Origin of the sequence: Paenibacillus sp. (assembly GCF_035645235.1) — a bacterium.
In the GTDB taxonomy this organism is placed as follows: domain Bacteria; phylum Bacillota; class Bacilli; order Paenibacillales; family YIM-B00363; genus Paenibacillus_AE.
In genome coordinates this window covers 15,468-27,398 of record NZ_DASQMZ010000074.1, presented here as the reverse complement: position 1 = coordinate 27,398, position 11,931 = coordinate 15,468, and the positions used below count along the sequence as shown (strand labels likewise).

The window sequence follows — 11,931 nt, the reverse complement described above, 5'->3', positions numbered from 1 at the left end:
TGCATGCGCTCGAACAAGCCTGATAGCTCCATGCGCTTGTCGCGCAGCGCAAGGTACGCGCCGGGCGCTTGCGTAAGGAGCGCGAAGGCCGACCCGGCGCCGGAGCCGTACCTCGACATCCATCCCGTCAGCTCCTCCGCGAATTCGGGGCGAATGCACAGGTTGTACACGATCAGCTTGACGCGCTTCGACGCCCCGCTCGGGCGAAATACGTGCGACGTCCCGACCGGCAAAACGTAGAGGCACCCTTTGCCCGTGCGCTCGACCCGATCGCCGGCATAATGGTAGCCTTCGCCCGCGGCGACGTACGCGATTTCGATATAAGCGTGGTCGTGTTCCCGCAGCTCGAAGCCTTCCTCCCAGCGGTTCAGGAAGAGCGGAAAGTCGCCATGGAAATGCTCCGACAGCTCGGAGCGGAACGCCGCCGCGCGAGCCGCCGAGCGGACGCGGATTCGCCCCGATTTGGCATGTTCGCCCGTCATATGTGTCACTTCTCCCCGCATTGCGATCTATTTGCTTATTATACAATCAGGGAGAAACGAACCGAAAGGGGCAAGCAACGAATATGGCGCAACAGCGACAGGGGATCGAACGGAAGGCGACCTGGATATGGTATCCCGGCGATTTCGAAATTCGGCTGCACGAGAAGATGTCGGTCGCGCGGCGGACGCGCGGCGTAATGTATCCGGCGTTTTGGCGGTTGGACCGGCACTATTCGAACGTCAAATTCCGTTATACGTATGAAATAGAGCAGCCGGAGCAAATCCGCATCGCGGCGGACGGCACGTTCTCCTTCTACCTGGACGGGAGAGATAATTACCGCTCGGCGGAGCCCGTCGTTACGCTGCCCGCCGGACGGCATGAAATCAGCATCAGCGTATTTAACGACGTCGAGGCGCCGGCGCTGTACGTCGACGGCCCTACCGTCCGGACGGACGCCGCTTGGGAGGTGACCTCCTATCAGAACGACTGGAAGCCCGCCGGGGCGTGGACGTTCGATTCGCCGGACGAACCGCCGTCGCGGTTTCGGCTGTCGACGACGCCGCAGGAGCCGGTTTCCGTCGCGTTGCGCGAGGGGCAGCCGCTCTTGGACTTCGGCCGGGAGACGTTCGGGTATTTGCGGTTCCGCGGCGTAAGCGGCGACGGGACGGTAAGCATTTTCTATGGGGAATCCTTGGCGGAAGCGACGTCCCCGGACGAGTGCGTGAATGTGGATCGATTCGAAGCGGCGAAGGCTTGGGACGGGGAAGACGGAACGTACGCGCTGCGGGAACCGAAGGCGTTCCGTTACGCGTGGGTACATGCGGATCCCGGCGTACGATGGGAGCGCGTAGACATGTTGTACGAGTACGTGCCGGTGTCGTACCGAGGCGCCTTCGTCTGCTCGGACCCGAAGCTGAACGAGATTTACGACATGTCGCTGTATACGCTGCACCTCAATACGCGGGAGTTTTTTCTGGACGGCATCAAGCGGGACCGCTGGGTCTGGTCGGGAGACGCTTATCAGGCGTTCTTAATGAATTATTACAGCTTCTTCGATTTGGACGTGACGCGCAGAACGCTCGTCGCCCTGCGGGGGAAGGATCCGCTGACGCGGCATCTCAACACGATTCTGGACTACTCCCTCTATTGGTTAATTTCGCTGTACGACTATTACCTCTATACGGGGGACGGCGAGTTCATCCGGCAATATTACGATCGCGCCGAAAGCCTGCTGGCGTATTGCTTGCAGCAGCGCGACGAGGAGGGATTCGTCGTAGGGCGCCCACAGGATTGGGTGTTCATCGATTGGGCGGATTTCCGAAACGACGGCGCGGTCAGCACGATTCAAATTTTGCTGGCGCGGAGCCTCGAGGCGATGTCGGCGTTCGCCGCGCTGCAGGGGGACGAGGAGGCCGCAGCATCCTACGGGGCTCTCGCGAAGGAGACGGCGGCGAAGACGCTTCGCCTGTTCTGGGACGACGAGAAGGGCGGCTTGCTGCATCACCGCGTGAACGGCGAGACGATGCCGACGCTGACCAAGCACGCGAGCATGTTCGCGATGACCTACGGGTATTTGTCGCCGGAGCGGCGCGAATCGGTCGTCCGCAACGTCATGCTGAATCCCGACGTGCCGATCATTCGAACGCCGTACATGAGGTTCCACGAGCTGGCCGCATTATGCGAGAGCGGAGCGCACGACGTCGTGCGGCAGGAACTGCTTTCCTATTGGGGAGGCATGATCGAGCTCGGCGCGACGACGTTTTGGGAGGAGTACGACCCTTCGCTCGAGGGCGACGCGCACTACGGCATGTACGGGGTGAAATTCGGAAAAAGTCTCTGCCACGCCTGGGGCGCCGGTCCGGTATACCTCATGGGCAAATATTTCCTCGGCGTCGCGCCGACGTCGCCTGGGTACGCGACGTATCGGATCGCTCCGAACTTAGGCGGTCTTGAATGGATGAAGGGGAAGGTGCCGACCGGAGCGGGAGACGTGTCGGTGGAGATGGACCGGACGACGATTCGCGTATCGAGCGCCTCGGGCAAGGGCGTCCTCGCCTTCGCCAGCGCCGAGCCGCCCGTCTGCGCGGAGGGCGCGGCGCGGGACGTCGGGAACGGCCGGTACGAGATCGACATCGAAGCGGGAACGCCGTATTGCGTCGCTTACAAACCTCTTGCGGACGGACAAGGCGTCGTGTAACCTGTAAGGGTTCATACATCGGGGACGGGGGAGACGCGCACATGGAAGGAACGGCAATCGGCAACGCCGCGGATTTTACAGCTTTCCCGGCGGCGGTAACGGTAGGGAATCATTCGTACTATTTGATCCGGACGTCCGAGGGCGGATTCAGACTGTTATCGCGCATTTGCCCGCATGCGGGGTACGAGGTGGAGGCCGAGGGCGGCGGCTTCTTCTGCTACGCGCATGGCTGGGCGTTCGACGGGGAAAGCGGCAAGTGCCTGAACGCGCCGCGGCAGTTAGCCGCTTACGAGGTAGAGGAACGGGACGGGACGCTCTTCGCGCAGCTGCCATAAAGCAAAGCCCCTTGGACACAGGCGTCCAAGGGGTTTTCGCTACTTACGGGCTCTGCCGCTTTCTGTATTTTAGGGGCGGCTCGCCGACGTTGTTCGCGAAGAAGGCGCTGAAGTGGGCGGGGGAGGAAAAGCCGAGCCTCTCGGCAATGTTCGATACCGTCAGGTCGGTGTTCCGGAGCAGCTGCTTCGCCGACCGGATCTTGAGCTTCGTCACGTAGTCGCGCGGGGAGACGCCGTACACCTTCTTAAAGCAATCGCTGATATACGATCGGTGGAAGCCGGTCTCCTTGGCGAGCTCGTCGATCCGTAGCCGGTCGCCCGCATGAAGCTCGAGCCGAGCCGCGACTTCGCGGGCCAGCTGCCGCTGGGCGGGGGTGAGGTCGGCGTGCAGGGCGACCTCGGCCTCCCTCGTGAAGCGCTCCGCGAGCATGCAGATCAGGTCCAGAATGCGCATCTGCATGCGCAGCAGCTTGACGGACCGCTCCGCCGGATGGCCGTCGGCGCCCGGCGCGCGGGGGCGGGTATGCAGGACGAGCGGGTCCTTCCATTCCTCGAGAAATTCCTTCACCCAACGCGCGACGGACAGCGACCTGTCTTCCTCCTCCGCTTCGCGCGCCGGAATGAGCAGGTCGGGCACGATCTGAAACACCGCCTGCAATTCCGGCACGTCCACGTCGAAGTGGAACACAAGGTATTCCGCGTCCTCCGTCTGCGTCGCCGTATGATGGGGCAGATTGCTCTTGATGAGCAGGGCGTCCCCTTCCCGAAGCGCGTAAGGCTGGCCGTTCACCCACTGCTCCATGCGCCCCGAGGCGCAATAGAGAAACTCGAACATGGCGTGCTTGTGGGCGGGGTACGACCAGCCTTTGGGCACCTTAGCGTAATGCAGGCTGACGAGCAGGATGGAGGTGTACATTTTCGGGATATTAAAAAGCTGTTCCATGGTCATCCTCCAACAAAATGTAAAGTTTCCGCATCGTCACAAGACAAATATATAAAAAATCGTAACATTCGTAAATGGTCTTCGTCCCCGGAGGTTGATAAGGTAAAGGTACGACAACGGGAAGACGAAGGGAGCAGGCGAGATGACGCAGGAGCGCGCGCTCGTAATGGGATTGCCGGGGAAGCGCACGGTGGAGGAAGCCTCCGAATGGGTGAAGCGACTATACGTGACCGAACGGGAGCTGATGCGCACCCTCGGCGGCTATCATGTGCATATTGCGAACTGGGAATTGAAAAAGCGCCTCCCCCGTCACATCTGGCAGGATTCGTTGCGGGCGAATGCGCTGCGAAGCCGGGTATTGGAGATGCGGTATCCGCGGCGGGATGTCGATACGGGGCATGACCCGCTGTTATCGGCGTTCTTGTCTTCGCTCATTCGTTGCGGCAATGACGCGGAGCTGATCGCGGGCGTGTATTACGTCGCGAAGGAAGCGTTGATCGAGGCGTACGAGGCGTACTTGCGCGATGCCGATCCGCTCGACGACGCGCCGACGATCGAATTCATGAAGCGTTACCCCGCGGACCTTCGGGAGCAGCTGGCGGAGATGACGCCGCTGTACGAGCGGCTGGCGTCCGGCGTCGATCGGGAGGCGCTTGCGGCGTGGCGAGGGAGCGTGGCGGCGTATTTGCGCGGCATCGGCGGCCTTCTCGGAGGGAAAGAGCAGGCTGGGGCGGTGCCGGCGGCGATCGCGACGCGCCCGGCTTATGTTCCTCCGCTCGTCCCGCGGCGGGATCCTTCGTTCGTCCCCGCCGCGTACCATATGCCGCCGAAGGCGCCGGAGCGGTTCATCGAGCGTCAGGTGTGGCAAGGCATTAACCATGTCAACGAAATTTGGGCGGCGGAAATTCCGCTGCTGACGATGTGGCAGTGGGACAATATGCCGTGGGAATTTTATCTGGACTCGGCCCGCTGGGGGTTCGACGAGTCCCGCCATTGCATGATGGGCGAGGAGCGCCTCAAAGCTTGGGGGTTCGAAGCCGGCGTCGATTACCCGGTCGTGGCCGATCACTACATCTCCATGAGCGGACACGGGGAGCTGTACGTCCTCGCGCTGCTGCATGCCTTCGAGACGAACGGTCCCAGCTGGAAGTCGGGGCTGAAGGCGGACTTCGAGGCGGCCGGCGATACGGCGAGCTCCCAGGATTTCGACTACGATTGGGCGGACGAGAGCATTCACCTGGCGTACGGGCATAAGTGGCTGCTGCACCGCCTGAACGGGGACATCGACGAGCTGGAGGATTTGAAGCTGGAGACGAGACGGCTGTGGCTCGAGTGGATCGGGAAGAAGCATCAGGAATGGGACTACGAGCCGTTCCTCGAGCGCATTCAGGCAAAGATCGCGGCGCTCGAGAGCGGGCGGGAAGCAGGCGAGCCATGACGGCGTATCGCGTCACCTTGCTGCCGGAAGAGAAGACGTTCGCCGTACGGTCCGGCGAGATGATCCTCGACGCGGCCGTACGGCAAGGGGTGCAGGTACCCTATTCGTGCCGCAACGGCACCTGCCGCACCTGCTTGTTTCAGCTGCTGGAGGGCGACGTGCAGCCGGTGGACGCTGACCTGTGCCTCATTACGCCTCAAGAGCTGGAGGCGAATCGTCGCTTGCTCTGCATGAGCGTCTGCCGCAGCGACGTCGTGCTCGAGAAGACGCCGCCCCGCCGGCGGCGGTAAGGCCGCTAATGCAACGCAACCCTCCCGAGCCGCGGCTCGGGAGGGTTGCGTTCGTTCGGCGTTATGGTTTTCTTAGAAATTGCTCTTTCCCGTCGGGCAGCGGTCTGGCCGCATAGGAGTTGGACGCGGCTTCGATCGCTTCGGCGGCCCAATGGGTCGTCGGCACGTCCGGCCAGGTCGTCTGCGGGAGCCCGATTAATGCGGGACGTCCGAACAAGGCGTTCAACACGACGACGGCCTCCGCCCGGGTCAACGCCCGATCCGGACGGAAGGAGCCGTCCTCGTAGCCTTGCATCAGGCCTGCCTGCATCGCCGCGGCGATTGACCGCTCGGCCCAATGCCCTTCGACGTCGTTCGCGCTCTCGCCCGTCTTGGAGAGCTCAAGCTGCCGCCATGCGACGACGATGCTCGCCATCTCCGCGCGGGTGATCGGCGCATGCGGGCGGAAGAAGCCCTGCTCGTCGCCTCGCATGACGCCCGACAATTTCATGTGCGCGACGAACGGCCGCGCCCAATGGTCCGCCGCTACGTCAGGGAATCCGGAGTACCCCGTCGACGGCGCGGCGTCCGCCGCGTTCCGGGAAAGGATCGCCGCGACTTCTGCGCGAGCGATCGCCCGCTCCGGGTGAAACTTTCCGTCCTCGTAGCCGAGGATGTACCGGTTCCGAATGATTTCTTCCGCGACCGAGACGATCGTGAACGTACTAAACTTCTCGATCTCGATTTCGAGCGCGACCGGATTTCCGGCCTCGTCATACCGGATAACGCCTCGGTTGATCGCTTTCTCCCCGTCGCTATGCTCGATAAATACCGCGAGTCGCTCAAGGTACGCTTGCCGTTCCGCCGGGTCTTCCGGCAACGAGACGCCGGAAAGCGGGAATTCGAGCTTCGTCCGCCGGCTCGAATAATTCGTCTCGATCGTCATCGGCTGCCCAAGCACCCGCACGTCGCCGCTCGGGGACAAGTTTTTTAGCTCTTCGGCATTCAGCACCCTGGTCTCCACCTGCTCGCGTTCCTCGGGTTGCTTGATCGGCACGACGCGGAAATACAAGTCTTTCCCGTCGCCCTGCAGCAATGCGAGCGCATCTTTGGAGAGGGTAATCTTGACGTCGTTCGTCTTGATTTCCAGGTTGATTTGCTTGCCGGACAGCTCGGCAACCGAACCGACCGGCACGTTCACGACGACTTCGTCCGCGGGTGCGTCGGGCAGGTCATCGATGACGATCGTCACGACGTCCGCACCGGCGCCGACCGCCTTGTCGATCGACTCGGCGGCTTTGCCCGGATCGAAGGCGACCGTATCGATCTGCTTACCGTTCGGACCTTCGTTCCGCGTGATGTCGACTTTCGCCGCCGGAGCGTCTCCGTTGCCGGCGACGACGTCGACCTGCCTCGTCCGTCCCGGAGGAGGCGGGCTCGGCGCCGCGGTGAGCGTGACGACGAACGTCTTCTCGAAGCTTTCGTTCCCGGCATCCGTAACGCGAATTCGAACGCTGTATTGCGCCTTCGCGCCCCGGCGTAACACGGCGGCGGTCTTCAGCGTATTGCCGTCGACGGCGAAGCTGGCGTTATCGGTCGCGCCGTCGCCGGATACCAAGCTGTACGAGAAGGTATCTCCGGCATCCGCATCGGTCGCGGCGAAGGTGCCGACGGTCGTGCCGACCGCAAGCTGCTCGCGAATGCTGGCGTTGCTAAGCGAGACGTCCGTCGGCGCTTCGTTGACGTTCGTCACCGCGATCGTGAACGTCGCCTCGTTCGAGAGGGACGGCGCACCGTCGTCCGTGACGCGGATGCGGACGGTATAAGAACTCTTCGTCTCGAAGTCGAACGCACTCGACGCGCGCAATTGATCGCCGTCGATGTTGAAGCTGGCGTTGTCCGCATCGCCGTCGCCGGCGACGAGGGCGTACGTAAAGCTGCTGCCCGCGTCCGGATCCGCCGCCGAAAGCGTGCCGACGGCCGCGTTCGGGCCCGCGTTCTCCGCGACGCTCGTCGCGCTGAGCGAAAGATCGGTCGGTGTCTCGTTGACGTCGGTCACGGCCACCGTGAACGCCTTCTCGAACGTCAGCCCCGGAGCGCCGCTGTCCGTCACGCGGATGAGGACGCTGTAAGAGCTCTTCGCTTCGTAGTCGAACGAGGACGTTGCCCGCAGCTCGTCGCCGTCGATGGTAAAGCTGCCGTTGTCGTCGTCGCCGTTGCCGGCGACGAGCGCGTACGCGAACGTATTGCTCGCGTTCGCGTCCGTCGCGGACAGCGTGCCGACGACCGCGTTCGCGACGGCGTTCTCCTCGATCGAGGCGGTGCTGAGCAAGATGTCCGTCGGCGCCGTATTCACTTCCGTTACGGAGATCGTGAGCGGCTTCTCGAACGCGAGTCCGCCGTTATCCGTCGCTCGAACGCGGACGGCGTAGCTGTTTTGTTCGTCAAAGTCGAACGTCTCGTTCGCGCGCAGTTCGTTGCCGACGATCGTGAACGCGTCATTGTCCGTACTGCCGTCGCCGGCGACGAGAGCGTACGCGAAGCTGTCGCCCGCGTCCGGGTCGACGGCGGACAGCGTGCCGACGGCCGTGCCCGCCGCCTGCCCCTCGGCTATGCCGTTCGGCGTCAGCGAAATATCCGTCGGCGCCTCGTTGACGTCCGTCGCCGTGATGGTGAACTCCTCCTCGCGGGATAGCGCCGGGGAGCCGTTGTCCGTCACCCGAATGCGGACGCTGTACGAGCTCTTCGCTTCGAAGTTCAGCGAGCTCGTCGCGCTCAATTGTTCGCCGCTGATGTGAAAGCTGGCGTTGTCCGTATCGCCGTCGCCGGCGACGAGTACGTACGTGAAGCTGCTGCCGGCGTCGGAGTCGGTCGCCGAGAGCGTGCCGACGGCGGCGTCCGCGCCCGCGTTCTCCGCGACGCTCGTCGCGCTGAGCGAAAGATCGGTCGGCGCTTCGTTCACGTCGGTTACGGCGATCGTGAACGCCTTTTCGAATGTCAGCCCTGGAGAGCCGCTGTCCGTCACGCGGATGAGGACGCTGTAAGAGCTCATCGCTTCGTAGTCGAACGAGGACGTCGCCCGCAGCTCGTTGCCGCTAATATTAAAGCTGCCGTTGTCGTCGTCGCCTTCGCCGGAGACAAGAGTGTACGTGAATGTCTGGCTCGCGTTCGCGTCCGTCGCGGACAGCGTGCCGACGAGGGCGTTCGCGCCGGCGTTCTCCGCTACGCTCATCGAGCTAAGCGTTATATCGGTCGGCGCCACGTTCACTTCTTCCACGGTGATCGTCAGCGCCTTCGAGAACGTGAGCCCGCCGTTATCCGTCGCCAGAACGCGGACGGCGTAGCTGTCCTTCGTATCGTAATCGAGCGGATCGTTCGCGCGCAGCTCGTCGCCGACAATCGTAAAGTCGCCGTTATCCGCGTCGCCGTCACCGACGGCGAAGGCGTACGTAAAGCTGCTGCCCGCGTCCGGATCGGCGGCGTTCAACGTGCCGACGGCCGTTCCCGCCGCCTGCCCTTCAGAAATGCTGTTCGGCGTCAGCGAAATATCCGTCGGCGCTTCGTTGACATCCGTTACCGTGATCGTGAACGTCTCCTCGTAGGATTGAGCCGGGGAGCCGTTGTCCGTCACCCGGACACGTACGCTGTAAGCGCTCTGCGCCTCGAAATTCAGCGAGCTCGTCGTGCGCAATTGGTCGCCGTCGATGGTAAAGCTGCCGTTGCCGGCGTCGCCGTCGCCGGCGACGAGCGTGAACGTAAAGCTGTCGCCCGCGTCGGGGTCGGTCGCGGACAGCGTGCCGACGACCGCATTCGCGCCGACGTTCTCCGCGACGCTCGTCGAGCTGAGCGTGATGTCCGCCGGCGCCTCGTTTACATCGGTTACGGTAATCGTGAACGCCTTGTCGAACGTCAGCGCGGGCGAACCGCTATCTGTCACGCGGATGAGAACACTATGGGAGCTCTGCGCTTCGTAATCGAGCGAGCTCGTCGCCCGCAGCTGGTTGCCGTTGACGGTAAAGCTTCCGTTGTCGTCGTCGCCCTCGCCGGAGACGAGCGCGTACGTGAACGTCTGGCTCGCGTTCGCGTCAGTCGCGGACAGCGTGCCGACGACCGCGTTCGCGCCGGCGTTCTCCTCGATCGAAGTCGAGCTGAGCGAGATGTCCGTCGGCGATTCGTTCACTTCTGTAACGGAGATCGTGAGCGGCTTCTCGAACACGAGTCCGCCGCTGTCCGTCGCCTGCACGCGGACGGCGTAGCTGTCCTGCTCGTCGTAGTCCAGCGTCTCGTTCGCGCGCAGCTCGTCGCCGACGATCGTGAACGCGGCGTTATCCTCGCCGCCATCCCCGGCGACGAGCGCGTACGCGAAGCTGTCGCCCGCGTCCGGATCGACGGCGGACAGCGTGCCGACGGCCGTGCCCGCCGCCTGCCCCTCGGCTATGCCGCTCGGCGTCAAGGCGATATCGGTCGGCGCCTCGTTGACGTTCGTCGCCGTGATCGTGAATGCCTCCTCGTACGAGCGAGCCGGCGAGCCGTCGTCCGTGACGCGGATGAGGACGCTGTAAGAGTTCTTCGCCTCGAAGTCGAGCGAGCTCGTCGTCCGCAGCTGGTTGCCGTCGATGGCAAAGCTGCCGTTGTCGTCGCCGCCGTCGCCGGCGACAAGGGCGTACGTGAAGGCGTCGCCCGCGTCGGGATCGATCGCGGACAGCGTACCGACGACGGCATCGGCGCCTGCGTTCTCGGCGAGGGTCGATGCGCTCAGCGAGATGTCCGTCGGCGCTTCGTTCACGTCGGTTACGGTAATCGTGAACGGCTTCTCGAATGTCAGCCCTGGAGAGCCGCTGTCCGTCACGCGGATAAGGACGCTGTAAGAGCTCTTCGCTTCGTAGTCGAACGAGGACGCTGCCCGCAGCTCGTTGCCGTTGACGGTAAAGCTGCCGTTGTCGTCGTCGCCCTCGCCGGTGACGAGCGCGTACGTGAACGTCTGGCTCGCGTTGTCGTCCGTCGCGGACAACGAACCGACGACCGCGTTCGCGCCCGCATTCTCCGCAATGCTCGTCGCGCTGAGCGAAATATCGGTCGGCGCTACGTTCACCTCTTCCACAGTGATCGTCAGCGCCTTTGAAAACGTGAGTCCGCTGTTATCCGTCGCTCGAACGCGGACGGAGTAGCTGTCCTGCGCGTCATAGTCGAGTGTCTCGTCCGCGAGCAACTCGTCGTTAACGATCGTGAACGCGGCGTTGTCCGTACTGCCGTCGCCCGCGACGAGTTCGTACGTGAAGCTGTCGCCCGCGTCCGGATCGACGGCGCTCAACGTGCCGACGGCTGTCCCCGCCGCCTGCCCCTCGGCAATGCTGTTCGGCGTCAGTGAAATATCCGTCGGCGCTTCGTTGACGTTCGTAACCGATATCGTGACCGCTTCCTCGAAGGTGGCGCCCCCGCTGTCCGTTACCTGGATGCGAACGCTGTAGGAGCTATCCGACTCATAGTCGAGCGAGTTCGTCGCACGCAATTGGCTGCCGCTAATGTTAAAGCTGCCGTTGTCGTCGCCCCCTGTGCCGGCGACGAGCGCATACGTAAAGCTGTCTCCCGCGTCCGGATCCACCGCCGAGAGCGTGCCGACGACCGCGTTCGCGCCCGCGTTCTCCGCAACGCTCGCCGGGCTGAGCGCGATGTCGGTCGGAGCCTGATTGGTCGGCGCCGCGTCGTTTACATTCGTCAGCTTGATCGTATTGAAGGCAGAGAGGTCCTCGTGATCCTCGGCCGTATAGGAAGAGTCCAAGAAGACGAAGGTTATGATACTGTCGCCGCCGATGTTGGAGGCGGTAAGCAAGTCTCCGACCGGAAATGTGACCGTGGCTGTACCGCCGATAAAGTTGTACCCCGTATAATCGTTCCATTGCGAGGGATCCGTAGACGGGACGGGCGGCATCTGCCCGGACTGCAGGCCGGCGTAGGTCCAAGCGTCGTTCGAGCCGACGCTGATCCGGAGGGTGTCCAGACCCGCACCCAAATGGTCGAAATAATTCATCGTAATTTCGGCATTCGAATAATCTTTGTCGGAAGACACCGTAAACTTCGCATATCCCCTCATTTCAATAGTACCAGTTCCGCCGACGGCGATGTAGTTGTCACTCATCTGTTCAACATTGTAATCCTGGCCAACGGTGGCGATTAAGGACGCCGCAATGTCCTCGGCATGCGCCGCGCCGCCTCCGAAATATGGTTGCGCAATGCCGAAGAGCATGGCGAACAGGGCCGTTTTCACA

General features: G+C 62.9%; 7 protein-coding genes. 4 read left to right on the top strand and 3 right to left on the bottom strand.

Annotation, left to right across the window (positions count from 1 at the left end):
• The coding region (locus tag VEZ38_RS06935) for a cupin domain-containing protein (RefSeq protein WP_324892617.1) at positions 1-482 on the bottom strand (482 nt) is incomplete at its 3' end.
• 83 nt (positions 483-565) lie between these two features.
• On the opposite strand from VEZ38_RS06935, the gene VEZ38_RS06930 reads away from it, so the two are divergent.
• Positions 566-2,680: an amylo-alpha-1,6-glucosidase gene (locus VEZ38_RS06930; RefSeq protein ID WP_324892616.1), complete on the top strand. Its 2,115-nt coding sequence runs from the start codon at positions 566-568 to the stop codon at positions 2,678-2,680.
• 41 nt (positions 2,681-2,721) lie between these two features.
• On the top strand, positions 2,722-3,015 hold the full coding sequence (locus tag VEZ38_RS06925) for a Rieske (2Fe-2S) protein (RefSeq protein WP_324892615.1): 294 nt from the start codon (positions 2,722-2,724) through the stop codon (positions 3,013-3,015).
• Between the two features lie 43 nt (positions 3,016-3,058).
• Here the strand turns inward: VEZ38_RS06925 and VEZ38_RS06920 are convergent, their stop codons facing one another.
• On the bottom strand, positions 3,059-3,958 hold the full coding sequence (locus VEZ38_RS06920; RefSeq protein ID WP_324892614.1) for an AraC family transcriptional regulator: 900 nt from the start codon (positions 3,956-3,958) through the stop codon (positions 3,059-3,061).
• A 142-nt stretch (positions 3,959-4,100) separates the two neighbouring features.
• Between VEZ38_RS06920 and VEZ38_RS06915 the strand changes: the two genes are divergently transcribed.
• Together VEZ38_RS06915 and VEZ38_RS06910 are read left to right on the top strand one after the other, a co-directional pair.
• Positions 4,101-5,396, top strand: coding sequence for a DUF455 family protein (locus VEZ38_RS06915; protein ID WP_324892613.1), 1,296 nt, complete (start codon positions 4,101-4,103; stop codon positions 5,394-5,396).
• Positions 5,393-5,686, top strand: a complete 294-nt coding sequence (locus VEZ38_RS06910; RefSeq protein ID WP_324892612.1) for a 2Fe-2S iron-sulfur cluster-binding protein — start codon at positions 5,393-5,395, stop codon at positions 5,684-5,686. The genes VEZ38_RS06915 and VEZ38_RS06910 overlap by 4 nt, the downstream gene beginning before the upstream one ends.
• Before the next feature lie 61 nt (positions 5,687-5,747).
• Here VEZ38_RS06910 and VEZ38_RS06905 read toward each other — a convergent pair whose 3' ends face one another.
• Positions 5,748-11,801, bottom strand: a complete 6,054-nt coding sequence (locus VEZ38_RS06905; RefSeq protein WP_324892611.1) for a cadherin domain-containing protein — start codon at positions 11,799-11,801, stop codon at positions 5,748-5,750.
• Positions 11,802-11,931: the final 130 nt, after the last annotated feature.

Excerpts from the sequence above, each read along its gene's own strand:
- VEZ38_RS06925 (WP_324892615.1), top strand. The coding sequence starts at position 2,722 with ATGGAAGGAACGGCAATCGGCAACGCCGCGGATTTTACAGCTTTCCCG.
- VEZ38_RS06920 (WP_324892614.1), bottom strand. The coding sequence starts at position 3,958 with ATGGAACAGCTTTTTAATATCCCGAAAATGTACACCTCCATCCTGCTC.
- VEZ38_RS06905 (WP_324892611.1), bottom strand. The coding sequence starts at position 11,801 with ATGAGTGACAACTACATCGCCGTCGGCGGAACTGGTACTATTGAAATG.
- VEZ38_RS06910 (WP_324892612.1), top strand. The coding sequence starts at position 5,393 with ATGACGGCGTATCGCGTCACCTTGCTGCCGGAAGAGAAGACGTTCGCC.
- VEZ38_RS06915 (WP_324892613.1), top strand. The coding sequence starts at position 4,101 with ATGACGCAGGAGCGCGCGCTCGTAATGGGATTGCCGGGGAAGCGCACG.
- VEZ38_RS06930 (WP_324892616.1), top strand. The coding sequence starts at position 566 with ATGGCGCAACAGCGACAGGGGATCGAACGGAAGGCGACCTGGATATGG.